Below are 25253 nucleotides of genomic sequence, written 5' to 3' on the forward strand. Positions count from 1 at the left end.
CGCCTGGAGCGCACCCCGAGTGTTGCGCCGTGTGACGGCCAGCACGCGACGGGCCGTGCTCCCAGGGGTCCGGGCGATGTCCCATGCACGGGTTAGGCTCGTGGGACACCGCACGACTTCCGGGGAGGCTTCCATGGCACGCATCGGCGAGAGCGCGGATCTGCTCAAGTGCTCCTTCTGCGGGAAGAGCCAGAAGCAGGTCCAGCAGCTGATCGCGGGACCGGGCGTCTACATCTGCGACGAGTGCGTCGAGCTCTGCAACGAGATCATCGAGGAGCGCCTGGCCGAGGCCAGCGAGGAGACCACGGGCGAGTTCGAGCTCCCGAAGCCGAAGGAGATCTTCGGCTTCCTCGACGAGTACGTCATCGGCCAGGAGGCCGCCAAGCGCGCCCTGTCCGTCGCCGTCTACAACCACTACAAGCGCGTGCGCGCGGTCGGCACCATCGGTCCGGCGGAGACCGTGGGCGACGAAATCGAGATCGCCAAGAGCAACATCCTCCTCATCGGGCCGACCGGCTGCGGCAAGACGTACCTCGCGCAGACCCTGGCGAAGCGGCTCAACGTGCCGTTCGCGGTCGCCGACGCCACGGCCCTCACCGAGGCCGGGTACGTCGGCGAGGATGTGGAGAACATCCTCCTCAAGCTCATCCAGGCCGCCGACTACGACGTCAAGCGCGCCGAGACCGGCATCATCTACATCGACGAGGTCGACAAGATCGCGCGCAAGGCCGAGAACCCGAGCATCACGCGCGACGTGTCGGGCGAGGGCGTGCAGCAGGCGCTGCTGAAGATCCTCGAGGGCACGGTCGCGTCGGTGCCGCCGCAGGGTGGCCGCAAGCACCCGCACCAGGAGTTCATCCAGGTCGACACGACCAACGTGCTGTTCATCGTCGCGGGCGCCTTCGCCGGGCTCGAGGACATCATCAGCCAGCGCGCGGGCAAGAAGGGCATCGGCTTCGGCGCCCCGCTGCACCGCAAGGACGTCAACGCCGACGTGTTCGGCGAGGTGCTGCCGGAGGACCTGCACAAGTTCGGCCTCATCCCGGAGTTCATCGGGCGCCTCCCCGTCGTGACCACGGTCACGCAGCTCGACCAGCGCGCGCTCATGGAGATCCTCACCAAGCCGCGCAACGCGCTCGTCCGCCAGTACCAGCGCATGTTCGAGCTCGACGGCGTGGAGCTGGAGTTCGAGCAGGGCGCCCTGGAGTCGATCGCCGACCTCGCGGTGCTGCGCCAGACGGGAGCGCGCGGCTTGCGCGCCATCCTCGAGGAGGTGCTCGGGCCGATCATGTTCGACATCCCGTCCGACAACGAGGTGGGCCGCGTGGTGATCACGCGCGAGTCCGTCGTGCAGAACGCGGCGCCCACGATCGTGCCGCGCGCGTCCATGCTCCGCGCGGAGAAGTCCGCCTGATCCTCCGGGCCGCACCGACGGCCCGCATTTCGAGAGCGCCGCACCCTGTGAGGGGTGCGGCGCTCTCGTCGTCTCGGGATGCGGATCAGTCGGCGAGACCCCTTCGTGCGAGGAGCGGCTCGATCACGGCGTCGCGTCCGCGGAAGTCGCGGTACGCCTCCAGCGGGTCCTTCGATCCGCCGACGCCCAGCAGCCGCGACCGGAACCGGTCTCCGTTGGCGCGCGTGAGGCCGCCGTTCTCGTGGACCCACTCGACGGTGTCGGCGTCGAGGACCTCGCTCCAGATGTACGAGTAGTAGCCGGCGTCGTAGCCGCCCGCGAAGGTGTGCTGGAAGTAGCTGGACGCGTAGCGGGGGAGGACGGCCGGCACGTCGAGGCCGACGGCGGCGAGGGCCTCGGCCTGGAAGGCGTCGACGTCCTCGACCCGGTCGTCGACGCCGATCCGGTGCCAGGCCTGGTCGAGGAGCGCGGCGCCCAGGTACTCGCTCGTGAGGAAGCCCTCGTTGAAGGCGCTCGACGCCTGGACCGCGGCGACCAGCTCGGCCGGCATCGGCTCGCCCGTCTCGTGGTGCACCGCGTAGGAGCCGAGGATCTCCGGCCACAGCATCCACATCTCGTTCACCTGGCTGGGGAACTCGACGAAGTCGCGGAACACGTTCGTGCCGGCGAAGCGGGGGTAGGTGACGCGCGCGAAGAGCCCGTGCAGGGCGTGTCCGAACTCGTGGAAGAGCGTGTTCGTCTCGTCGTAGCTCAGCAGCGTCGGCTGGCCCGCCGGCGGCTTCGGCACGTTGAGGTTGTTGAGGACGACCGTGGGCGTGTCGAGGAGGGCGCTCTGGGAGATGAGCGGGTTCATCCACGCGCCGCCGCGCTTCGAGTCGCGCGTGTGCAGGTCGAGCACGTAGAGGCCGACGGGCGAGCCGTCCTCGTCGCGGACCTCGAACACGCGCGCGTCCGGGTGGTACGAGGTGATGTCGTCCCGCTCCGCGAAGGTGACGCCGTAGAGCGCGGTCGCCGCGCGGAAGACGCCGTCGTGGAGCACGCGGTCTGCCTCGAGGCACGGGCGCATCCGCTCGGTGTCGACGTCGTAGCGCTCGGTGCGGACCCTCTCGCTGTAGAAGGCCCAGTCCCAGGCGGCGAGCTCGAAGGTCGGCTCGCCGCGCTCCTCCTGCGTGCGGTCGATCACGCGCTGCAGCTCGACGGCCTCGGCGCGCGCGTTGCGGGCGGCGGCAGGGGCGAGGCGGCCGAGCATGTCGGCGACGGCCTCCGGCGTGCGCGCGGTCTGGTCGGCCGTGACGGCCGCCGCGTGGCTCGGGAAGCCGAGCAGCGCGGCGCGCTCCGCGCGGAGCCGGGTGATCTCGAGCACGAGCGGCCGGTTGTCGTGCGCGTTCCCGCGGGCGCCGCGCGCGAGCGACGCCTCGAGGATCCGCTGGCGGAGCGACCGGTCGGTGAGCTGCGACAGGTACGGGTGGCCGGTGGGCAGCACGAGCGTGATGAGGTGCTTGCCCTCGAGGCCCCGGTCGGTCGCGGCCTGGGCCGCGGCCGCGATCGCTCCCGCCCCCAGGCCGTCGAGCTGGGCGGGGTCGTCGACGACGACGGCGAGGTCGTTCGTGTCCTCGAGCAGGTTCGACTCGAAGCGCGTGGTGAGGACGGACAGGCGGCGGTTGAGATCGCGGAGCCGCTCCTTCGCGGCGTCGTCGAGGCCGGCGCCCGCGATCGTGAACTCGGCGAGGTACCGCTCGACGAGGTAGACGGACTCGGCGTCGAGGCCGGACTCGTGGCGGGCGTCGTGCACGGCGCGGATCCGCGCGTAGAGCGTGGAGTCGAGCCGGATCGCGTCCTCGTGCGCGGCGAGCTCGGGCGCGATCTCCGCGTCGAGGTCGCGCGTGAAGGGGGAGCTGTCGGCGGAGGAGAGGGTGAAGAAGACGTGGCTGACGCGGTCGAGGATCCGCCCGGCGCGCTCGAGGGCGACGAGCGTGTTCTCGAACGTCGGCGCCTCGGGGGAGTCGGCGATGGCGCGGACCTCGGCCAGGTGCTCGGCGATCCCGGCCTCGAACGCCGGGCGGAAGTGCTCCTCGCGGATGTCGTCGAAGGGGGGCATGCCGTAGGGGAGGGTGCTCGGCTCGAGGAAGGGGTTCGGGGGCGTCGTCATACAGCGAGCCTAGGCCGGGCGCCGACCTAGGCTCGGAGGGTGAACAGCGAGCGATACACCCACGGCCACCACGAGAGCGTCCTCCGCGTGCACAGCGCGCGGACCGTCCGGAACTCCGCCGCCTACCTGGAACCGCACCTGCGGCCCGGGCTCGACGTCCTGGACGTGGGGAGCGGCCCCGGCACCATCACGGTGGAGCTCGCCGACATCGTGGCGCCCGGCCGCGTGATCGGGCTCGACGTCGCGGAGGACGTCGTCCGTCAGGCCGCCGCCCTCGCCGCCGAGCGCGGCAGCGACAACGTGGAGTTCGTCACGGGATCCGTGTACGAGCTGCCCTACGCCGACGCGTCGTTCGACGTCGTGCACGCGCATCAGGTGCTGCAGCACGTGGGCGACCCCGTGCGCGCGCTGGCGGAGATGCGCCGCGTCACCCGACCCGGCGGTCTCGTGGCGGCACGCGACGTCATCTACTCGAAGGTCGCGCTCTTCCCCGAGTCGGACGGGCTGCGGCTCTGGGCGGACGTCTACCTGCCCGTGCACCGCGCGAACGGCGGGGAGCCCGACGCGGGATCCCGCCTCAAGGCGTGGGCGCGCCAGGCGGGCTTCACCGAGATCGCGTCGAGCGCGTCGGTGTGGTGCTTCTCCTCGGACGACGAGCGGGCCTGGTGGGGCGGCGCATGGGCCGACCGTGCGGTGGCCTCCTCGTTCGCGGGCCAGGCGCTCGAGGGCGGCTTCGCGACGGACGCCGACCTGCAGGCCATCCGCGCGGGGTGGCAGGCGTGGGCCGCGGACGACGACGGGTTCCTCGCCATGCCGCACGGCGAGATCCTCGCCCGGCGCTGAGCCGTCGGGGGATGCGACGAGGCCCGCCGGACGGGTCGTCCGGCGGGCCTCGTCGTGCGTCCGGTCTCGGACGCGGCGCGCGCGTCAGTCGTCGAAGGGGTCGTCGGTGCTCTCGCCGGGGATCGTGATCGTCGCCGCGTCCTCGACGGGGTCGTAGCGGATCACGGTGCCGTCGTCGAGCTCGACGACGGGCTTCCGCTCGAGCCAGGTGAGCGTCCAGCGCCACTGCGACGTGTCGGTCGCGAGCGCGACGACGTCCTTCTCGACGGTCTTCACCGCGAGGAGGACGACCTCGGGCAGCTCCGCCGGGGCGGTGCCGCCGACGGGCCAGCGGGTGCCGAGCTGCATCAGACGTCCTGCTCGTAGGTGACCCACGTGGTGCGGCGGGCGACGCGGTCGTAGAGGCGCTGCGCGTCCGCGTTGTCCTCCGCCGTGATCCAGCGGAGCATGCGCGCGCCGTCGCGGCGCGCGACCTCGGCGACCGCGCCGATGAGCTGCTCGCCGACGCCCTGGCGACGCGAGATCTCGCGCACGTAGAGGTCGTCGACGAGGAGGCCGTCGGTGCCGCGCGCGAGCCGCGAGAAGCGGTGGAAGTGCGCGAGACCGACGAGGGCGCCCTCGTGCGCGTCGTCCACGGCGACGAGCGCGGAGCTCGCGTGCCGCTCGTCGATGAGGTGGCTCCAGGCCAGGACGGCGCTCTCGTCGGTCAGCTCGGTGCCGTAGTGGTCGGCGTAGCCGGCGAACAGGTCGAACCAGGGGAAGAAGTCGCCGTCGCGGACGGGGCGGATCGAGATGGTCATGCGTCGGTCTCCTCGGGCTGCTCGGCGTTCGCGAGCGTGATGCGGGTGACGGCGGGGCCGTCCCCCTCGGTGAAGGTCAGGTCGGTGATGCGGCCCACGGCGCGGAGGTCCCGCGCCACGAGCTCGAGCGAGCGGATGTCCTCGGGCGACGCGGAGACGACGGCCTCGGCGACGGGCGTCTTCTGCGACGCCTTGGCGTCGGTCTTGGCACGGCGGATCCCTACGAGCGCGCGACCCGCGAGGGCGAGCAGCCGCGGATCGGCCGTACCGCCGGTCGCGGGGGCGTCCGGGGTCGGCGCGGTCGGCCACGGGGCGGTGTGGATCGAGCCGTCGTGCGACCAGCTCCACGCCTCCTCGGCCGCGAACGGCACGAAGGGCGCGAACAGGCGCAGCAGCACGTCGAGGGCCTCGCGGAGCGCGGCGACCGCGGATCCCCGGTCGGCCGGGTCGGCGTCGGCCGAGTAGGCGCGGTCCTTGACGAGCTCCAGGTAGTCGTCGCAGAAGGTCCAGAAGAAGCTCTCCGTGACCTCGAGCGCGCGAGCGTGGTCGTACTCCTCGAGCGCGGCGGTCGCGGTCTCGACGACCTCGGCCAGGGCCGCGAGCATGCCCACGTCGATGGCGTGCGTGGCGCGGGCGCCCTCCGGGGCCTCGAAGGAGAGGATGAACTTCGCGGCGTTGAGGACCTTGATCGCGAGCCGCCGGCCGATCTTGATCTGCGTCGGGTTCTGCGGGTCCATCGCGGCGTCGACGCCGAGGCGCGCGGACGCGGCCCAGTAGCGCACCGCGTCGGAGCCGAACTGCTCGAGGGTGGCCGCCGGGGTCACGACGTTGCCCTTCGACTTCGACATCTTCTTGCGGTCGGGGTCGAGGATCCAGCCGGAGATCGCGGCGGTCCTCCACGGCGCGGCGCCGTGCTCCAGCTCGGCCCGGAGGACCGTCGAGAACAGCCACGTGCGGATGATGTCCTGGCCCTGCGGGCGCATCGAGAACGGGAAGACGAGGTCGAACAGCTCCGGGTCGCGCTCCCAGCCGCCCGCGAGCTGCGGGGTGAGGGAGGAGGTGGCCCAGGTGTCCATCACGTCGAGCTCGCCCTGGAAGCCGCCGGGCACGCCGCGCTGGTCCTCCGTGTAGCCGGGGGCGGGATCCGAGGACGGGTCGACGGGGAGCTGGTCCTCGGTCGGAGTGATGGCCCGGTCGAACTCCGGGTTGCCGTCGGCGTCGAGCGGGTACCAGACGGGCAGCGGCACGCCGAAGAAGCGCTGGCGGGAGACGAGCCAGTCGCCGTTGAGGCCGCCGACCCAGTTCTCGTAGCGGACGCGCATGAAGTCGGGCACGAAGCCGATCTCGCGGCCGCGGCCGATGAGGCCCTGGCGCAGCTCCTCATCCCGGCCGCCGTTGCGGATGTACCACTGGCGGGTGGAGACGATCTCGAGGGGCTTGTCGCCCTTCTCGTAGAACTTCACGGGGTGGGTGATCTTGCGGGGCTCGCCGACGAGCTCGCCGGACTCGGTGAGGAGCTCGACCACGGCGGCCTTCGCGGAGAAGACCGTCTTGCCGGCGATGGCGGCGTACGCCTCGCGGCCCGCCTCCGACGTGACCGCGGCGGGGGCCTCGGAGACGATGCGGCCGTCGAAGCCGACGATCGCGCGGTTCTCCAGCTGCAGCTCGCGCCACCAGACGACGTCGTTGAGGTCGCCGAAGGTGCAGACCATGGCGATGCCGGATCCCTTGTCGGGCTGCGCGAGGTGGTGCGCGAGCACGGGGACCTCGACGCCGAACACGGGCGTCGTGACGGTGGTGCCGAACAGGCCCTGGTAGCGCTCGTCGTCGGGGTGCGCGACGAGGGCGACGCACGCCGCGAGGAGCTCCGGGCGCGTGGTGTCGATGATCACGTCGTCGCCGTCGGGGCGGTGGAACGCGAGGCGGTGGTAGGCGCTCGGCTGCTCGCGGTCCTCGAGCTCGGCCTGCGCGACCGCGGTGCGGAAGGTGACGTCCCAGAGCGTCGGCGCGTCGGCCTGGTACGCCTCGCCGCGGGCGAGGTTGCGGAGGAACGCGCGCTGCGAGGCGACCTGCGCCTCGGCGCCGATGGTGCGGTAGCTCTGGCGCCAGTCGACGCTGAGGCCGAGCGTGCGGAAGAGGTCCTCGAACTGCTTCTCGTCCTCCTCGGTGAGGCGCTCGCACAGCTCGATGAAGTTGCGGCGGGAGATCGGCACCTGGTCGGCGGGCTTCGACGTGCCGCCCGTCTCGGAGGGCCGGTAGTCCGGGTCGTAGGGGAGGGTCGGGTCGCAGCGGACGCCGTAGAAGTTCTGGACGCGGCGCTCGGTGGGGAGGCCGTTGTCGTCCCAGCCGAGCGGGTAGAAGACGCTCTCGCCGCGCATGCGGCGGTACCGGGCGATCACGTCGGTGTGCGTGTAGCTGAACACGTGGCCGATGTGGAGGGATCCGCTCGCCGTGGGCGGCGGGGTGTCGATGGAGAAGACGGTGCCGGCGGCTGCCTCGTCGCGGCGGAAGTCGTACGTGCCGTCGGCCTGCCAGCGGCCGCCCCACTTGGCCTCGAGGCCCTCGAGGGCCGGCTTGTCGGGGACCCGGGCGACCGGTGCGGTCTGGCCCTCGGCGGTGTCCGGACGTCGTTCGTCAGCCATGCGTGCTCCGGTTCCCTCGATGTGGACGGCACCGTGTCGATGGTGAGGTGCCTTCTGTGCGGGGTTCAGGCTACCGGATGGGGGCGCGATGGCCGGATGCGGGGGCGGCGGACCCCGCGCATCCGGCCCGCCGGGCTAGGCGGCGGCTCCTCCGGCTGCCGTGCGGAATCCGCGGCGCATGCCCTCGAGCCGCTCGATCAGCTCCCGGGGCACGCGGTCGCCGAAGCGCGCGAAGTGCGCCTCCACGGCGTCGAGCTCCTCGAGCCAGAGTGCGGGATCCAGCGCCAGCAGCTCGTCGAGCGCGCCGTCGGCGAGGTCGAGCCCGGCGACGTCGAGGTCGTCCGCGACGGGCAGGCCGCCGACCGGGCTCGGGCGGACGTCCACGCGGTCCTCGACGCGGCGCACGATCCACTCGAGCACGCGCGCGTTCTCGCCGAAGCCGGGCCAGAGGAAGGAGCCGTCGTCGCCCTTGCGGAACCAGTTGACCTGGAAGACCCGCGGGGCTCCGGTTCCGAGGCCCGCGCCGACCTCGAGCCAGTGCCGCCAGTGGTCGGCCATGTCGTAGCCGCAGAACGGCTGCATCGCGAAGGGGTCGTGGCGCAGCTCCCCGACGCGGCCCTCGGCGGCGGCCGTCCGCTCCGACGCCATGGTCGCCCCGATGAAGACGCCGTGCTCCCAGTCGTCCGCCTCCGCCACGAGCGGGACGTTCGTCGCGCGGCGGCCGCCGAAGAGGATCGCGTCGACCACGACGCCGTCGGGGTCGTCCCAGTCGTCCGCGAGCGACGGGCACTGCTCCAGCGCCACGGTGAACCGGGCGTTCGGGTGGGCGGCGGGCGTGCCGGATCCGGGCGACCACGGCCTCCCCTGCCAGTCGACGAGGCCCGCCGGCGGCGTCGGGGTCATGCCCTCCCACCACACGTCGCCATCGGGGCGGAGGGCGACGTTCGTGTAGATCGCGTTGCCCCAGATGGTGGACATGGCGACGGGGTTCGTGGTCTCGCCCGTGCCGGGCGCGACGCCGAAGAGGCCGCGCTCGGGGTTGACCGCGCGGAGGCGGCCGTGCACGTCGGGCCGGAGCCAGGCGATGTCGTCGCCGAGCGTCTCGACCGTCCAGCCGGGGATCGTCGGGGTGAGCATCGCGAGGTTCGTCTTGCCGCACGCCGACGGGAAGGCGGCCGCGACGTGGAACCGGCGGCCCTCGGGGCTCGTGATCCGGATGAGCAGCATGTGCTCCGCGAGCCAGCCCTCGTCGCGCGCCATGACCGACGCGATGCGCAGCGAGAAGCACTTCTTGCCGAGGAGAGCGTTGCCGCCGTAGCCCGAGCCGAAGGAGATGATCTCCCGCTCCTCGGGGAAGTGGCAGATGCGCTTGTCGGCGTTGTGCGGCCAGGCGACGTCGGGGCGGCGGATCCCGTCGTCGTCGACGAGGGGCGCGCCGAGACCGTGCAGCGCACGCACCCACGTGGTGTCCGGGCCGATGAGGCGGAGCGCGTCGTCGCCCATCCGGGTCATGAGCGCCATGCTCGCGACGACGTAGGGGCTGTCCGTGATCTGCACGCCGAGCTGCGAGATCGCGCCGCCGAGCGGGCCCATGGAGAACGGGACGACGTAGAGGGTGCGGCCGCGCATGGATCCGGCGAAGAGGTCCCGGAGCTCGGCGCGCGTCTCCGCCGGGTCGCGCCAGTTGTTCGTGGGGCCGGCGTCGGCCTCGTCCCTGGAGCAGATGAACGTGCGGTCCTCGACGCGCGCCACGTCGGCCGGGTCGCTGCGGGCCAGGAAGCTGTGCGGGCGCCACTCCGGGTTCAGCCGGATGAGCGTGCCGGCGTCGACCATCCTCCGGGTGATGCGGTCGTACTCGGCGACGCTGCCCGTGCACCAGACCACCTCGTCGGGCAGCGTGAGCCGGGCGACGTCGGCGACCCACTCGGCGATGCGCGGGTCGCGGCAGCGCGCGGGAGCGGCCGCGCCGGGCGGGAGGGGGACGGGGTCGTGCGCGGCGGCGCCGGTCCCGGTCCCCGTCCCGCCCACGTGCGGGCGGTCGGCGGTGAGCGTGGGTGCGTCCTGGATGGTGGTCATGTCGGTCCGTCCTCGTCGATCGGTCTGTTGTTCCAGCGTGCGACCCGTCAGGATGGGGTTCCAGGATCTATCCGCGTGAAGAAGCGCGGATGTTCACGGAGAGGTGAATGCATGGACCAGCTCGTCATCGGCCGGCGCATCCGGCACGCGCGGAAGGGCGCGGGGCTCACGCTGCAGGCGCTCGGGGAGCGGGCGGGGATCCTGCCGAGCCAGCTGAGCATGATCGAGAACGGCCGGCGCGAGACCCGGCTGTCGACCCTCGGGCGGATCGCCGCCGCGCTCGGAGTGGACGTCACCCACCTGCTCGCCGCGGACGCGCCGGACGCGCGCTCGGCCCTCGAGATCGAGCTCGACCGGGCGCAGCGTTCCTCCTTCTACGGCTCGCTCGGGCTGCCCGCCGTGCCGGCGAGCCGTGCGCTGCCGCAGGAGACGCTCGAGGCGCTCGTCGGCCTGCATCGCGAGCTCGCCCGGCGGGAGCGCGAGTCCATCGCGACGCCCGAGGAGGCGCGGCGCGCGAACACCGAGCAGCGCCTCATGATGCGGCAGCAGGACAACCACATCCCCGCCATCGAGGAGCTGGCCGAGCGGATGCTCGCCGACGTCGGCCACCGGAGCGGCGCGCTCTCGCACCGCAGCGTCAGCCGCATGGCCGAGGGCCTCGGCTTCGAGCTCATCTACGTCGACGACCTGCCGCGCTCGACGCGCTCGGTGACGGACCTCGGGGAGGGGCGGATCTACCTGCCGCCCGCGTCCATCCCCGGCGGCCACGGCCTCCGCTCGATGGCGCTGCAGGCGATGGCGCACCGCGTCCTCGGGCATGAGGAGCCCGCGAGCTACGCGGACTTCCTGCGCCAGCGGCTGGAGATCAACTACTTCGCGGCCGCCTGCCTCATGCCGCTGACCCAGTCGGTCGAGTTCCTGGCCGAGGCCAAGGCCCGGCGCGACCTCGCCGTGGAGGACTTCCGGGACGCGTTCGGCGTGACGCACGAGGCCGCGGCGCTCCGGCTCACGAACATCTCGACGACGCACCTCGGCCTCCGCGTGCACTTCCTGCGGGTCGGCGGCGACGGCGCGGTCTACAAGGCGTACGAGAACGACGGCCTGCCGCTCCCCGTCGACGTGACGGGCGCGGTCGAGGGCCAGCCGGTGTGCCAGGAGTGGGCCGCCCGCGGCGCGTTCGACAGGACCAACCGCACGACCGAGTTCCACCAGTACACGGACACGCCCGCGGGCACGTTCTGGTGCTCGACGCAGACGGGATCCACCGCCGAGGGCGAGTACTCGATCACGTTCGGCGTGCCGTTCGCGCACGCGAAGTGGTTCCGCGGGCGGGAGACGACGGCGCGCAGCGTGTCGCGCTGCCCGGACGAGTCGTGCTGCCGGCGGGCGGATCCCGCGGACGCCGGCCGGTGGCGCGACCGCGCGTGGCCGAGCGCCCGGCTGCACGCGCACATCCTCGCGCCGCTGCCGCGCGGGTCCTTCCCCGGGGTGGACGACCGCGAGCTGTACGCGTTCCTCGACCGGCACGCGGGGGTGTGACGCGCGGGCGCCGGGCCGGCGGCGGGGGCGCCGTGCGGCTGCGCGGCCACGGGGCCGCTAGCGCGCGGCGTCCGGGTCCAGCCGCGGGACGGCGGCCAGCAGCGCGCGCGTGACGGGGTGCGTCGGGCGCACGAGCACGTCGTCGGCGGAGCCGCGCTCGACGACGCGGCCGTCGCTCATCACGAGGACCTCGTCGCTCATGTGCGCGACGACGCCGAGGTCGTGCGATATCAGCAGGAGTCCCAGGCCGAGCCGGCGCTGCAGCTCGTCGAGGAGGTCGAGCACCTGCGCCTGCACCGCGATGTCGAGGGCGGACACGGGCTCGTCGCAGACGAGGACCTCGGGGCGGGCCGCGAGGGCGCGCGCGATGGCGACGCGCTGGCGCTGGCCGCCCGACAGCCGTCCGGGCCGGCGGCGGAGGACCGCGGGATCGAGGCCGACCTGCGCGAGGAGGGTCGCGGGGGAGTCGAACGCGCGCGCGCCGGAGAGGCCCGCCACGGCCAGGGCGTCCTGGAGGATCCGGTCGACGGTCCAGCGCGGGTCGAACGACGCGAGCGGATCCTGGTAGACGGCCCCGACGCGCGCGCGTCGGCTCCGGCGCTCGCGCTCGGGGATGCCGCTCCACGGCTCGCCGTCGAGCGTCACGTCGCCCGCGTCCGGCTCCTCGAGCGCCAGCAGGAGGCGGGCGACCGTGGTCTTGCCGGACCCGGATCCGCCGACCAGGCCGAGCGTGCGGCCGCGGCGGACCTCGAGGGAGACGTCGTCGACGGCCGTCCGGACGGACCCGGCGGGGCCGCGGTAGGAGCGGGTGAGGCCCGTGGCGCGGAGGACGACGCGGTCGTCCGGGTGCGTCGCGGGCGGCCCCGCGGCGACGGCCGACGCCTCGACGCGGGCCTCCGACAGGGCCGTGCCGCGCGGGACACCGGTCGGCACGGCGGCCACGAGCGCGCGCGTCCGGGGGTGCGCGGGCGCGCGGAGCACGTCGGCGGTCGGGCCCTCCTCGACGATCACGCCGCCGTGCATCACGGCGACTCGGTCGGCGAGGCGCGCGACGACCGCGAGGTCGTGGCTGACGAGCAGCGTCGCCTGGCCGCGGGTGCGGAGGTCGGCGAGCAGGTCGATGATGCGCGCCTGCACGGTGGCGTCGAGCGCGGTCGTGGGCTCGTCGGCGACGAGGAGCGGGGGATCCAGCGCCAGCGCCGCCGCGAGCAGCGCCCGCTGCCGCAGCCCGCCCGAGAGCTCGCCGGAACGCTGGTGCACGCGCGTCTCCGGATCCGGCATGCCCACGCGCTCGAGCAGCTCGAGGACGCGCGCCCACCGGGCGCGGGCGTCCCGCATCCCGTGGATGCGGAGGGCGTCGCCGATCTCGCGGCCGATGGGGCGCAGCGGGTCGAGCGAGGAGAGCGCGTCCTGCAGCACGAGGCCGACGCCCGTGCCGCGGACGCGCCGCCACTCGCGGGGGCCGGCGTCGCGGAGGTCGCGGCCGGCGATCTCGAGGGCGCCCGCGCGGACGTCGGCGCCCGCACCGGCGAGGCCGAGGAGGCTGCGTGCGGTCACGCTCTTGCCGGAGCCGGACGTGCCCACGAGCGCCAAGCACTCGCCGGGCGCGATGCGGAGGGAGACGCCGCGGACGACGGGTACGCCGTCGAAGGACACGCGGAGGTCCTCGACGCGCAGGGCGGGCGGGGTAGCCGGGGTGCCCGGCGCGGATCCGCCGCTCACAACTCGCGCACCCGTCGCTCGAGCGCGCGGCCGAGGACGGTCGACGCGGTCGCCGTGAGCACGATCATGAGGCCGGGCACGACTGTGAGCCACGGGGCCGAGCCGATGTAGGTGCGGCCCGCCGCGAGCATCGCGCCCCACTCGGGATCCGGCGGCACCGTCCCGAGCCCGAGGTAGCTGAGGGAGGACGCCCACACGATCGCCTGGCCGACGCCCAGCGTGCCGAGCACGAAGAGCGGCGCGGCCGTGTTCGGCAGGATGTGGCGGGCCAGCACCACGAGCGGCGGGCGGCCGAGGACGGTGGCCGCCTCCACGTACGCGGAGCGGCGCACCGACATCACCCGGCCGCGGATGATGCGCGCGTAGCCGGGCGCGGCCGAGATCCCGACGGCGAGCGTGGCGCTGCCGATGCCGGGTCCGAGGATCACGATGAGGAAGAGCGCGAGCAGCAGGCCGGGGAAGGCGAAGACCACCTCGATGACCCGGTTGACGGCGAAGTCGGCGACGCGGCCGAGGAGCGCGGCGGCGAGACCCAGGACCGCGCCGAGGCCGAGGCCGATCGCGGTGGCGCTCACGCCGATGACGAGGCTGGGGCCGGCGCCGTGCACGACCCGCGTGAGCACGTCGCGGCCCGACTCGTCGGTGCCGAGGAGGTGGCCCGGGCCGGGCGCTCGGAACGCCTCGGCGGGGGCGATGGCGAGCGGGTCGCCGGGCGCCACGAGGCCGGGCACGAGGGCGGCGGCCAGGAGCGCGAGCACGACGATCGACGCCCCCGCGGTGCCGATCGCGGCGAGCACGCGGATGGGCGGGCGCGACGGCGCGGACGCGAGGAGCGTCTCGGCCCGGGGGTCGCTCATCGCGCGGCCGCCGAGACGTCGGCGTCGGTCGCCGAGGCCGCTCCGCCGCCGGGCGCGACCGCGGGCACGGGACCCGTCCGCGCGTCGACGAGCCGCGGGTCCACGATCCGCGCGAGCAGGTCGGTCACGGCCGTGAGCACGATGTAGACGACCGCCACCACGAGCACCACGCCGACGATGACGGGCACGTCCCGGCTGGTCACGGCCGAGAGGGCGGTGCGGCCGAGGCCGGGCCGGGCGAAGATCTGCTCGACCACCACGGCGCCCGAGATGAGGAAGCCGAAGGCCCAGCCCGACAGCGCGATCCCGGGGGCCGCCGCGTGCCGCAGCGCGTGCCGCAGCCGCACGCCCGCCTCCGACTCGCCGCGGGCGCGGGCGGCCAGCGCGAACGGGGAGTCGAGCGCGTCGAGCAGCGCCTCGCGCATGATCTGCCCGAGGAACCCGGCCAGCGGGATCGCGAGCGTGAGCACCGGCAGCACGAGCCCTGCGGGCGAGGATCCGCTGACGGCCGGCAGCCAGCCGAGGCCGGTGGAGAACACGAGGATCAGCACCACGCCGATCCAGAAGTGCGGCAGCGAGGCCGCCACGATCTCGACGCCCGCGCCCACCGCCCCCGCGACGCGGCCGGCGCCCGTGGAGAGGAGGGCGAGGCCGAGCGCGAGGATCCACGCGACGGCGAGCGCGAGCACGGCCAGCAGCAGCGTGCCCGGCAGCTGCCGCGCGAGGACCGCCACGACGTCCTCGCGGAGCGCGTACGACCGGCCGAGGTCGCCCTGCGCGAGGCGGCCGAGCTGCGCCAGGTACTGCACGAGGAGCGGCTGGTCCAGCCCGTACTCCGCGCGCACGGCGGCCACGGCCTCGGGCGGCGCCTGGGATCCGGGCCCGCCGAGGATCGCCTGCGCGGGGTCGCCCGGGATGAGCCGGACGGCGAGGAACGTGACGGTCGCGACCGCCCAGAGCACGAGGACCGCGCCGCCGATCCGAGCCCCGGCGGCCCGCAGGAGCGCGGGTCGACGGGAGCCGGACGCGGGGACGGCGCGGCCGCGCGTCACCGGGCGAGCCAGGTGTCGTACAGCGTCGGCGTCGCGACGGACGGCAGGGCGCGGAGCCCCTGGACGGCCGTCCCGTGCAGGAAGTGGTTCTGCTGGTCGTACAGCGGGAGGATCCAGTACCCGGCCATCACGCGCTGCTGCACGTCGGCGTAGAGCGCGTTCCGCCGGTCGAGGTCGGTCGTGGCGCGCGCCTCGGCGAGCGCCTGGTCGATCTCCGGCACCGACACCTTGGCGTGGTTCGCGAAGTAGCCGCTCGGCGCGGGCGTGATGCCGGAGGTGTCGTAGAGGATCCGAAGCACGTCGGGCCCCGCCTTCGTGTACGGCGCGCTGACGAGCTCGTACGCGTCGTCGCCGAGCGCCTCGTACCAGGAGCCGAGGTCCATGGGCTCGAGCTGCACGTCGAACCCGACGGCCTTCACGTTCGCCTGGATCTGCTCGAACAGCGACTGCTCGGCGGGGATCGACTGGTTGGTGCTCACGGGGAAGCGGAGCGTGAGGCGCTGGCCGTCCTTCGTGCGGATCCCGTCGGCGTCCGTCGCGGACCAGCCGGCCTCGTCGAGGAGCTCCGCCGCGCGGTCGGCGTCGATCGCGAAGAGGTCGGGGTCGGAGACGGCGGCCGGCTCGGTGCTCGCGAGCGGCGAGTACGAGCGCTCGGCCGTGCCCTGGAAGAGCGCGGTGATCCCCGCGTCGACGTCGGCCGAGCGGATGAACGCCTCGCGGACGCGCTCGTCGTCGAAGGGCGCCTGGCCGGAGTTCAGCTCGATGCGGTTGGAGGCGCCCGGTCGCGGCGCGTCCAGCTCGCCGAGCGCGTCGCCCGCCGTCGCCGAGGCGATCGCGTCGGGCTGCGCGTTGTCGATCACGTCGACCTCGCCGCTCTGCAGGGCCGCGTAGCGGGAGGCGGCGTCCGGCAGGAAGCGCCAGTCGATGCGCTCGAGGTACGCGGGGCCCTCGTGGGCGGCGTCCGAGGGCGGCGAGGAGTAGTCGTCGTTGCGCACGAGCGAGATCGACTGCTGGCGATCCCAGCGCTCGACGCTGAAGGGGCCGGTGCCGATGGGCTGCGCGCAGTTCGCGTCCGTGCCGCGGGCGATCCCGGCGGGTGACTCCATCGCGAGCCAGGGCTGTGAGAGCGACTCGAGCAGCGCGCTGTCGGGCGTCGAGAGCGTCAGCCGCACGGTGGAGGCGTCGACCGCGGTCGCGTCCGTGATCGCCTGCAGCGCGAGGTACCCCGTGGAGGAGAGGGTCGCGGGATCCTGGACGTGGCGGATGTTCGCGACCACGGCGTCCGCGTCGAACGGCGTCCCGTCGGTGAAGGTCACGCCCTGGCGGAGCGCGAGCGTGAGGCCGAGGCCGTCGTCGCTCCAGGTCCAGCTGTCGGCGAGCCACGGCGTGATCCCGCCCTCCCCGTCGAGCGACACGAGCGGCTCGAGGAACTGCGAGGAGACGAGCGCCTGCGGGTAGTTGCCGCCGACGTGCGGGTCGAGGCACTCGGGCTCCGCGTCGCCGGACGCGTAGACGAGCGTGCCGCCGGAGACGGGCGTCGTGGACGCCTCGGGGGTGGCCGACGTGCAGCCGGTGAGGACGAGGGCGGACGCGGCGAGGGCGCCGAGGCCCGCGAGGGCGCGGGCGCGCGAGGTGGGGATCATGGGTGCTTCCGGTGGGGGCGCCGCTGCGGACGCTGGTGCGGGTGTTTCTGTACCGCGTCCAACAATACGCGGAAGCCGGAGGTCCGGTGCGCCAGGATGGGCGCATGACCTCCGCCCGTCCCGCCGGCCGCCCGCGCCGCTCGTCGCGCGCGACCCTCGAGGAGGCGGCAGCCGAGCTGTTCCTCGAGAACACGTACGCCGCGACGACCGTGGAGCAGATCGCCCAGCGGGCGGGCGTCAGCCGCGCCACCTTCTTCAACTACTTCGCCTCCAAGGCCGACCTCCTGTGGGCGGGCCTCGACGACACGCTGCGCGCGTGCGGCGAGGCGCTGGCCTCCGCGGATCCCGCGGCGCCGGCCGTCGACGGCGTCGTCGACGCGCTGATCGACGCGGCGTGCTCCCGCGGCGAGGGCTGGCTGCCGCTCGCCCTCACGCAGCACGAGGTCATGGGCCTCGGGGCCGACGTGCAGGGGGAGGGGGTGGCGCGCGCGGCCCCGCTCGTGGATCCCGTGGCGCAGGCCCTCGCGCGCGCCTCGGGCCGCCGCGCCTCCGCCGCACCTGTGCGCGTCGCCGCCGCCGTGCTCGCGGCCGCGACCGCCGCCGCGGTCGTCGCCTGGGCGGGCGACGGCGTGGGCCGCGGCCCGCTCGACGAGGCCGTCCGCCGCGCGCTGGATCCGCTCCGCCCCTCCCTCGCCGCCGCCCTCGGCTGACCGGCGGGCCCGCCCGTCATCCGCCGCGACGGACCAGGATGGGCGCATGACCGCCGACGCCGTCCCGCAGCCCGACCTCGCCTCCTCGTTCGGGTCGGTGGCCGACCAGTACGACCGCGTCCGCCCCGGCTACCCCGACCTGGCCGTCGAGTGGATGCTCCCGGCCGGCGCCCGCCGCGTGGTCGACCTCGGGGCGGGCACCGGCAAGCTCACCCGCCTGCTGGGCGCGCGCGGCCTCGCCGTCACCGCGGTCGAGCCCGATGCGGCCATGCGGCGGGTCCTGCACGCGACCGCCCCCGACGTCGACGTCCGGGCCGGCAGCGGCGAGGCGATGCCCCTGGGCGACGGCGAGGAGGACGCGGTCCTCGTCGCGCAGGCCTGGCATTGGATGGACGCGGGCACGGCCGCGCGCGAGGCCGCGCGCGTCCTCCGCCCGGGCGGCCGCCTCGGCATCGTCTGGAACGTCATGGACACCAGGGTCGACTGGGTCCGCGAGCTCGACGCGCTCCTCCAGCCGGGCGCCCGGGGCCCGGCCCGTGCCACGGAGCCCGGCCCGTTCCCCGGATACGGCCCGGTCGAGCACGCGTCGTTCGCGCACGTGCACCGCATGACGCCGGAGGACGTGGTGCAGCTCGCCGGATCCATCAGCCGGATCATCGTGCTGCCCGGCGTCGAGCGCGCCCGCGTGCTCGACGACATCCGGACGCTCCTCGCCGGCCACCCGGACACGAGCGGCCGCGACGCGCTCGACCTGCCCTACCGCGCCGACGCGTACCGCGCCCAGCTCGGCGGCTAGCGGCGCCCGATCGCGCGGCGACGGCGCGCTAGGATCTGTGGCACAGGCGTCGATCCGGACATCACCGGGGAGCCTTCGGAAGAAAGCCGCGGGGACGCGGCGAGTAGAACCGAACGGCCGGGCCCGTCATCGCCTTCGCAGAGAGTGGCCGCGCGTCGCGTGGCAAGCGGGGTGGTACCGCGCTCGGGGATCCGCACAGGGGTCCGGGCGTCCTCGCGGAGAGCCGACGCCGCAGGAGATGCCATGACCTACCCCCGTCCCGTCCCCGACGACCCGGGCGCGCCCGACCAGGTCGCCGCGAGCCCCCGCTTCCCGGACGTCGAGAAGGGCATCCTCGCGTTCTGGAAGCGCGACGACACCTTCCGCGCCTCCGTCGAGCGGCGCGAGGGATGCGACGAGTGGGTCTTCTACGACGGCCCGCCGTTCGCCAACGGCCTCCCGCACTACGGGCACCTCCTCACCGGCTACGCCAAGGACGCCTTCCCGCGCTTCCAGACCATGCGCGGCAAGCAGGTCCACCGCCGCTTCGGCTGGGACACGCACGGCCTGCCCGCCGAGCTCGAGGCGATGCGCCAGCTCGGGATCACCGAGAAGAGCGAGATCGAGGAGATGGGCGTCGAGCAGTTCAACGCCGTCGCCCGTCGTTCGGTGCTCGAGTACACGGGGGAGTGGGAGGACTACGTCACCCGCTCGGCCCGTTGGGTCGACTTCGAGGACGACTACAAGACGCTCGACCTCGACTTCATGGAGTCGGTGATCTGGGCCTTCAAGCAGCTGCACGAGAAGGGCCTCGCCTACGAGGGCTTCCGCGTGCTGCCGTACTGCTGGCACGACCAGACCCCCCTGAGCAACCACGAGCTTCGGATGGACGACGACGTCTACCGCATGCGCCAGGACCAGTCGGTCACCGTCACGTTCCCGCTCGTCGGCGCCAAGGCCGAGTCGCTCGGCCTCACCGCCGTGCGCGCGCTCGCCTGGACGACGACGCCCTGGACCCTGCCCACCAACATGGCGCTCGCGGTCGGCCCCGACATCACCTACGCCGTGGTGCCCGCCGGGCCCGCCGGCGCGCCCGACTCCGAGGCGCCCGACTCGCTGCCCCGGGAGTCGTCGGTGCAGCTCGCGGCCGAGGTGCTCGGATCCGAGTACCTCATCGCCCAGGACCTCGTCGGCAACTACGCCAAGGACCTCGGCTACGCATCTGCCGACGAGGCCCGCGCCGCCGTGTCCCGCACCGTGCTCGGCCGCCAGCTCGAGGGCGTCTCCTACGACCGGCTGTGGGACTTCTACGCCGACGTCGAGCGCTTCGGCACGGAGAACGCGTGGCAGGTGCTCGTCGCCGACTACGTCACGACCACCGACGGCACCGGCATCGTCCACCAGGCCCCGGCCTACGGCGAGGAGGACCAGCAGGTCTGCGCCGCCGCCGGGATCCCCGTGATCCTGTCCCTCGACGAGGGCGGCCGCTTCGTCGACACCGTGCCCGAGGTCGCGGGCGAGCTGTGGTCGGACGCCGGCAGGACGCTCACGCGCATGCTCAAGGCGCAGGGACGCCTCATCCGCCAGGCCAGCTACGAGCACTCCTACCCGCACTGCTGGCGCTGCAAGAACCCCCTCATCTACAAGGCGGTGTCGAGCTGGTTCGTGCGCGTCACCGACTTCCGCGACGACATGGTGCGCCTCAACCAGGACATCGAGTGGACGCCGGAGAACGTCAAGGACGGCCAGTTCGGCAAGTGGATCGGGAACGCCCGCGACTGGTCGATCAGCCGCAACCGGTTCTGGGGCAGCCCCATCCCGGTGTGGAAGAGCGACGACCCGGCCTACCCGCGCGTCGACGTGTACGGCAGCCTCGACGAGCTCGAGGCGGACTTCGGCGTGCGCCCCACCGACCTCCACCGGCCGTTCATCGACCGGCTCACGCGTCCCAACCCCGACGACCCGACCGGCAAGAGCACCATGCGCCGCATCGAGGACGTGCTCGACGTCTGGTTCGACTCCGGGTCCATGCCCTTCGCGCAGGTGCACTACCCGTTCGAGAACCGCGAGTGGTTCGACGAGCACAGCCCGGCGGACTTCATCGTCGAGTACATCGGCCAGACCCGCGGCTGGTTCTACACGCTGCACGCGCTCTCGACCGCGCTCTTCGACCGGCCCGCGTTCTCGAGCGTCGTCAGCCACGGCATCGTGCTCGGCAACGACGGCCAGAAGATGTCGAAGTCGCTGCGCAACTACCCGGACGTCAACGAGGTGTTCGACCGCGACGGATCCGACGCCATGCGCTGGTTCCTCCTCGCGAGCCCCGTGCTCCGCGGCGGCAACCTCGTGGTCACCGAGGAGGGCATCCGCGAGGGCGTCCGCCAGGTGCTGCTCCCGCTCTGGAGCACGTGGTACTTCTTCTCGCTCTACGCCAACTCCGCGCAGCCCGGGGGATACGAGGCGCGCCGCGACACGACGAGCGACGACGTGCTGGACCGCTACATCCTGGCCCGCACGCGCCGGCTCGTCACCGAGGTCACCGAGCACATGACCGCGCTCGACTCGACGCTGGCCGCGGCCTCGCTCCGCGACTTCGCCGACGTGCTCACCAACTGGTACGTGCGTCGCAGCCGCGACCGCTTCTGGACGGGCACGGAGGCGGGCGACACGCGCGCCTTCGACACGCTCTACACGGTCCTCGAGACCGTGACGCGCGTCGCTGCTCCGCTGCTCCCGCTCGTCTCCGAGCGGATCTGGAAGGACCTCACGGGCGGGCGCAGCGTCCACCTGGAGGACTGGCCCGAGCCCGACGACCTGCCGGCGGACGACCGCCTCGTCGAGGTGATGGACCGCGTGCGACAGGTCGCGTCGACCGCGCTCTCGCTCCGCAAGCAGTCCGGCCTCCGCGTGCGCCAGCCGCTGGCGCGCCTCACGGTCGTGAGCGACGACGCCGACGGGCTCGCGCGCTTCGAGGACATCCTCCGCGACGAGCTCAACGTGAAGGCCGTCTCCGTCGAGGAGCTGACCCCGACGAGCGCGGCTGACGCGGGCATCACCCGCCGGCTCACCGTCAACGCGCGCGTCGCCGGGCCCCGCCTCGGCAAGGGCGTGCAGCAGGTGATCCAGGCCGCCCGCGCCGGGGACTGGACGGAGGCCGACGGCGAGGTCGTCGCGGGCGGCGTGCCGCTCGTGGCCGGCGAGTACGAGCTCGTGCTGGAGGTGGCGGGCGACCGCGCCGACCAGGCGCTCGCGCTGCTGCCGGGCGGCGGCTTCCTGCTGCTCGACACCGCGCTCACGCCCGAGCTCGAGGCCGAGGGCCTCGCGCGCGACGTCGTGCGGAACGTCCAGGACGCGCGGAAGGGCGCGGGGCTCGACGTGAGCGACCGCATCTCCCTCGTGATCCGGCTGGACGCCGCGGGCGCCGAGCAGGCCGAGCGGTTCCGCGACCTCATCGCGCGTGAGACCCTGGCGGTGGCGCTGCGGATCGACGCGGACGCCCAGGCGACGGAGTCCGGCATCACCGTCGGCGGCGGATCGCCCCTGTACATCGAGGTGGAGCGAGCATGAGCGACCAGCAGGGCGGACGGCCCTTCGACGACGACGAGCCCCGGCGCGACGACGACTTCGAGCCGGAGACGGACGAGGGCGTCGACGCCGCGGCGCGCGCCCTCGACCCCGACGTCGACGGCCTGAGCGACGACCAGCTCTTCGCCGACGACGCGGCGGAGCTCCGCCGCGAGGCGGAGCAGTCGATCGTCGCCGGCCGCGAGGTCGACGACGAGAACTACTTCGAGCGGGAGGGCGACGCCGTTTACCAGGCGCTCCTCGCCCGCGTGGGGGAGCAGGCGCCGCAGCCGCGCCTCGCCGCGACGCGACGCGTGGTCGAGCTGCTGGGCGACCCGCAGCGCGCCTACAAGATCGTGCACGTCACGGGCACCAACGGGAAGACGTCGACCAGCCGGATCGCCGAGAGCATCCTGCGCGCCGCCGGGCTCCGCACGGGCCTGTTCACGAGCCCGCACCTCGTGCGCCTGAACGAGCGCATCGTCGTCGACGGCGAGCCGATCACCGACGAGGCGCTCAGCCGCAACTGGGCCGACGTGGAGCCGTTCATCGACCTCGTGGACCAGGAGCTCGTCGCCGCGGGCGAGGAGCCCGTCACCTTCTTCGAGGCGCTCACGGTGCTCGCGTTCGCGTCGTTCGCCGACGCGCCCGTGGACGTCGCCGTGATCGAGGTCGGCATGGGCGGCGAGTGGGACAGCACCAACGTCGGCGACGGCCAGGTCGCGGTCTTCACGCCCGTGTCCCTCGACCACACCCAGCGGCTCGGATCCACGGTCGCGGAGATCGCGCGCACGAAGTCCGGCATCGTGAAGCCCGCCTCCGACGTCGTCTCCAGCGCGCAGGCGCCCGAGGTCGTCGCCGAGCTGACGCGCGCCGCCGAGCTGACCGAGTCCACGTGGTCGATGGAGGGGGACCGGTTCCGCCTCCTCGACACGACGCTCGCCGTCGGCGGCCAGGTCATCTCCGTGCAGGGCCTCGCGGGCACCTACCGCGATGTGTTCCTGCCGATGTTCGGCGCGCACCAGGCGCAGAACGCCGCGGTCGCGATCGCCGCGGTCGAGTCGTTCCTCGGCGGCGGCGACCACGCCATCCACGACGACGTGCTCGCCGAGGGACTCGCCACCGCCACGAGCCCCGGCCGCCTGCAGGTCGTCGGCACCGAGCCCACCGTGCTCGTGGACGCCGCGCACAACCCCGCGGGCGCCGCGTCCCTCGCGGCCGCGCTCCCCGTCTACTTCACCTTCGACCGCGTGACCGCCGTCATCGGCGTGCTCGCGGACAAGGACGCGGAGGGCATCGTGCGCGAGCTCGCACCCGTCGTCGACCACTTCATCGTCACGCGATCCGCCTCCGAGCGGTCGGTGGATCCCGACGAGCTGGCGCGCATCGTCGTCGGCGTCGTCGGCCGCGACCGCGTCACGGTCGAGCCCGACCTCCGCACCGCCCTCGACGACGCGCGCGACTCCGCGGGCGAGACCGAGAAGGGCGCGGCGCTCGTCACCGGCTCGATCCTCCTCGTCGGCGAGGCCATCGCGCACGCCGCCGACGAGGGCTGGAAGACCGCGTGAGCGCGGACGGGCGACCGGCCCGCACCCGGCGACCCCGGCCGCCCCGGACGACGGTCGAGATCCTCGGCTCCATCGTCATGGGCTTCCAGGTCATCGTCGTGTTCCTGGCGAGCCTCGTGGCGTTCGGGCTGGAGGCGCTGCCGCCCCTGCCCGCCCTCGGCGGCGGAGCGCTCCTCGTGCTCGCCATGCTCGCCGTCGTCGGCAGCCTGCGCTCCCAGCTCGGCGTCCGCGCCGGCTGGGTCGTGCAGGTCCTCGTCGTCCTCACCGGCCTCGTGCTGCCCGCCATGTTCGCGGTCGGCGGCTTCTTCCTGCTGCTCTGGATCTACGCCATGGTGCAGGGCGCGCGCATCGACCGCGAGAAGGCCGCCGCCCGCGGCGCGTGGGAGCAGGCCATGCTCGACGAGCAGACGGCGGCGGACGGCACCCCCGCCCCGGGCGACGACCGCCCCACCGACCACCGAACGACCGATGAGCCGCCGGCTCCCACCCCGTAGGAGACACCCATGACCGCTCCCGTCCAGGAGACCCTCGTCCTCGTCAAGCCCGACGGCGTCGCCCGCGGCCTCACCGGCGAGATCCTCCGCCGCATCGAGGCCAAGGGCTACCAGATCGTCGACCTCCGCATGGTGCAGGCGGAGCGCGCGCTGCTCGAGCAGCACTACGAGGAGCACCAGGGCAAGCCCTTCTACGAGCCGCTCGTCGAGTTCATGGAGTCGGGCCCGATCGTCGCCGTGCGCGTCGCCGGGAACCGCGTCATCGAGGGCTTCCGCTCGCTCGCCGGCACGACGGACCCGACGGGCGCCGCCCCCGGCACCATCCGCGGCGACCTCGGGCGCGACTGGGGCCTCGCGGTCGCGCAGAACCTCGTGCACGGCAGCGACTCGCCCGAGTCCGCCGCGCGCGAGCTCGCGCTCTGGTTCTAGGACCGGGACGCACGAGAGGGGCCGACCGGATGATCCGGTCGGCCCCTCTCGTCGTCCGGGCCCCTCAGCCGAGCAGCGTCGGGATGAGGGCGGGGAACGTCGCGATGATCGCGACCACGATGATCGCGTAGTTGAGGACCACGACCGCCCACGTGTAGGGCGCCACGGCGTCGGCGGCGCGGCGGAGGCCTGCGGGCAGCGGCAGCAGCCCCGCACGCGCGGTCGCGGACAGCGTGCCCCACCACAGCGGGATCATCGCGCTCCACACCAGCAGGCAGTACGGGCAGAGCGCGCCGATGACGAAGACGCTCTGCGTGAAGAGCCACGTGACGAGCAGCCAGCCGCCCAGCGTGCCAACCGCGAACAGGGTCCAGAACCACCTGGCGAACCGGGCTCCGGCGAGGAGCGCCATCCCGATCACGATCGGGACGACGAACGCCGCGACGCCGATGAGCGGGTTGGGGAACCCGAGGAGCGAGCCCTGCGGCGACTCGATGACCGTCGCGCAGGAGATGAAGGGGTTGATGTCGCAGGAGAGCGACGCGCCCGGGTTCTCCAGCAGGTTCAGCCGCTCGAGCACGAGGACGAACGACCCGATCCAGCCGACCACGCCCGTGACGACGAGGAGCAGGGCCAGGGAGCGGGGACGCGCGGGGGCCCGGGTGGCGGTCATGCGGCGATCATGGCAGACGGGGGAGCGCCGACCCTGACGGCCGGATCCACGTCGACGTGCGATACTGGCTGGCAGGTCGGACCGCCGCGCGGGACGACCGCCATGAAGAGTCTTTCCCGGGGCAGACCCGGGCCGCCCGGCACGTCCGGCGGCGGATAGCCAGTTCCGTACCAGTGCGCACGACCGAAGCCTCGGGCCGGACGTCGCAGACCAGGATCGACGGAGAGCCGCGGATGCGGGGATCCACTCGGAGAGCTACCGGGGTACGGCGCGGCCGTACCGACCGGTTGAGGAGTGCACCAG

General features: G+C 73.7%; 19 protein-coding genes. 9 read left to right on the forward strand and 10 right to left on the reverse strand.

Annotated elements, in window-relative coordinates; genetic code table 11:
• Positions 1–133: 133 nt before the first annotated feature.
• Complete coding sequence (clpX, locus tag BFL37_RS08885) at positions 134–1414, forward strand: ATP-dependent Clp protease ATP-binding subunit ClpX (protein ID WP_086514759.1); 1281 nt, start codon at positions 134–136, stop codon at positions 1412–1414.
• An 85-nt stretch (positions 1415–1499) separates the two neighbouring features.
• Here clpX and BFL37_RS08890 read toward each other — a convergent pair whose 3' ends face one another.
• Entirely contained in the window at positions 1500–3563 is a 2064-nt protein-coding gene (locus BFL37_RS08890; protein WP_086514760.1) for a M3 family metallopeptidase, read from the reverse strand.
• Positions 3564–3602: 39 nt separating this feature from the next.
• On the opposite strand from BFL37_RS08890, the gene BFL37_RS08895 reads away from it, so the two are divergent.
• Positions 3603–4406: a methyltransferase domain-containing protein gene (locus tag BFL37_RS08895; RefSeq protein ID WP_086514761.1), complete on the forward strand. Its 804-nt coding sequence runs from the start codon at positions 3603–3605 to the stop codon at positions 4404–4406.
• An 84-nt stretch (positions 4407–4490) separates the two neighbouring features.
• Here the strand turns inward: BFL37_RS08895 and BFL37_RS08900 are convergent, their stop codons facing one another.
• The 4 genes from BFL37_RS08900 to BFL37_RS08915 all read right to left on the reverse strand — a co-directional run bounded on the left by BFL37_RS08900 (position 4491) and on the right by BFL37_RS08915 (position 9924).
• On the reverse strand, positions 4491–4754 hold the full coding sequence (locus BFL37_RS08900) for a hypothetical protein (protein WP_086514762.1): 264 nt from the start codon (positions 4752–4754) through the stop codon (positions 4491–4493).
• On the reverse strand, positions 4754–5206 hold the full coding sequence (locus BFL37_RS08905) for a GNAT family N-acetyltransferase (protein ID WP_086514763.1): 453 nt from the start codon (positions 5204–5206) through the stop codon (positions 4754–4756). Before BFL37_RS08905 ends, BFL37_RS08900 begins: the two co-directional genes overlap by 1 nt.
• Positions 5203–7848 (reverse strand): valine--tRNA ligase, encoded by a 2646-nt coding sequence (gene valS, locus BFL37_RS08910; RefSeq protein WP_086514764.1) that lies wholly within the window; start codon positions 7846–7848, stop codon positions 5203–5205. Before valS ends, BFL37_RS08905 begins: the two co-directional genes overlap by 4 nt.
• A 135-nt stretch (positions 7849–7983) precedes the next feature.
• Positions 7984–9924, reverse strand: coding sequence for a phosphoenolpyruvate carboxykinase (GTP) (locus tag BFL37_RS08915; protein ID WP_086514765.1), 1941 nt, complete (start codon positions 9922–9924; stop codon positions 7984–7986).
• A gap of 111 nt (positions 9925–10035) precedes the next feature.
• Between BFL37_RS08915 and BFL37_RS08920 the strand changes: the two genes are divergently transcribed.
• Entirely contained in the window at positions 10036–11463 is a 1428-nt protein-coding gene (locus tag BFL37_RS08920) for a helix-turn-helix domain-containing protein (RefSeq protein WP_086514766.1), read from the forward strand.
• Between the two features lie 57 nt (positions 11464–11520).
• Here the strand turns inward: BFL37_RS08920 and BFL37_RS08925 are convergent, their stop codons facing one another.
• From BFL37_RS08925 to BFL37_RS08940, 4 genes are read right to left on the reverse strand one after another with little or no spacing between them, the layout of a single operon-like run.
• Positions 11521–13185, reverse strand: a complete 1665-nt coding sequence (locus tag BFL37_RS08925) for a dipeptide ABC transporter ATP-binding protein (protein WP_086514767.1) — start codon at positions 13183–13185, stop codon at positions 11521–11523.
• A complete protein-coding gene (locus BFL37_RS08930) occupies positions 13182–14042 on the reverse strand; it encodes an ABC transporter permease (RefSeq protein WP_086514768.1) in 861 nt (286 codons plus the stop codon). The genes BFL37_RS08925 and BFL37_RS08930 overlap by 4 nt, the downstream gene beginning before the upstream one ends.
• Positions 14039–15094: an ABC transporter permease gene (locus tag BFL37_RS08935; protein WP_086514769.1), complete on the reverse strand. Its 1056-nt coding sequence runs from the start codon at positions 15092–15094 to the stop codon at positions 14039–14041. The genes BFL37_RS08930 and BFL37_RS08935 overlap by 4 nt, the downstream gene beginning before the upstream one ends.
• Positions 15091–16737, reverse strand: coding sequence for an ABC transporter substrate-binding protein (locus BFL37_RS08940; protein WP_086514770.1), 1647 nt, complete (start codon positions 16735–16737; stop codon positions 15091–15093). The genes BFL37_RS08935 and BFL37_RS08940 overlap by 4 nt, the downstream gene beginning before the upstream one ends.
• A 104-nt stretch (positions 16738–16841) precedes the next feature.
• Between BFL37_RS08940 and BFL37_RS08945 the strand changes: the two genes are divergently transcribed.
• The 6 genes from BFL37_RS08945 to ndk all read left to right on the forward strand — a co-directional run bounded on the left by BFL37_RS08945 (position 16842) and on the right by ndk (position 24277).
• A complete protein-coding gene (locus tag BFL37_RS08945) occupies positions 16842–17447 on the forward strand; it encodes a TetR/AcrR family transcriptional regulator (RefSeq protein ID WP_086514771.1) in 606 nt (201 codons plus the stop codon).
• Between the two features lie 46 nt (positions 17448–17493).
• Positions 17494–18243: a class I SAM-dependent methyltransferase gene (locus tag BFL37_RS08950; protein WP_086514772.1), complete on the forward strand. Its 750-nt coding sequence runs from the start codon at positions 17494–17496 to the stop codon at positions 18241–18243.
• Between the two features lie 243 nt (positions 18244–18486).
• Positions 18487–21789 carry an isoleucine--tRNA ligase gene (gene ileS, locus BFL37_RS08955; protein ID WP_086514773.1) on the forward strand — a complete coding sequence of 1101 codons (3303 nt, stop codon included), beginning with the start codon at positions 18487–18489 and terminating at the stop codon, positions 21787–21789.
• The gene (locus BFL37_RS08960) at positions 21786–23354 is read left to right on the forward strand and encodes a bifunctional folylpolyglutamate synthase/dihydrofolate synthase (protein ID WP_086514774.1); all 1569 of its coding nucleotides are present in this window, start codon (positions 21786–21788) and stop codon (positions 23352–23354) included. Before ileS ends, BFL37_RS08960 begins: the two co-directional genes overlap by 4 nt.
• Positions 23351–23848, forward strand: coding sequence for a DUF4233 domain-containing protein (locus BFL37_RS08965; protein ID WP_086514775.1), 498 nt, complete (start codon positions 23351–23353; stop codon positions 23846–23848). The genes BFL37_RS08960 and BFL37_RS08965 overlap by 4 nt, the downstream gene beginning before the upstream one ends.
• Positions 23849–23857: 9 nt before the next feature.
• Positions 23858–24277, forward strand: coding sequence for a nucleoside-diphosphate kinase (ndk, locus tag BFL37_RS08970; protein ID WP_043672318.1), 420 nt, complete (start codon positions 23858–23860; stop codon positions 24275–24277).
• A 64-nt stretch (positions 24278–24341) separates the two neighbouring features.
• Here ndk and BFL37_RS08975 read toward each other — a convergent pair whose 3' ends face one another.
• Complete coding sequence (locus tag BFL37_RS08975) at positions 24342–24950, reverse strand: vitamin K epoxide reductase family protein (RefSeq protein ID WP_086514776.1); 609 nt, start codon at positions 24948–24950, stop codon at positions 24342–24344.
• Positions 24951–25253: the final 303 nt, after the last annotated feature.

The sequence above is a fragment of the Clavibacter michiganensis genome (assembly GCF_002151125.1).
Taxonomy (GTDB): domain Bacteria; phylum Actinomycetota; class Actinomycetes; order Actinomycetales; family Microbacteriaceae; genus Clavibacter; species Clavibacter michiganensis_C.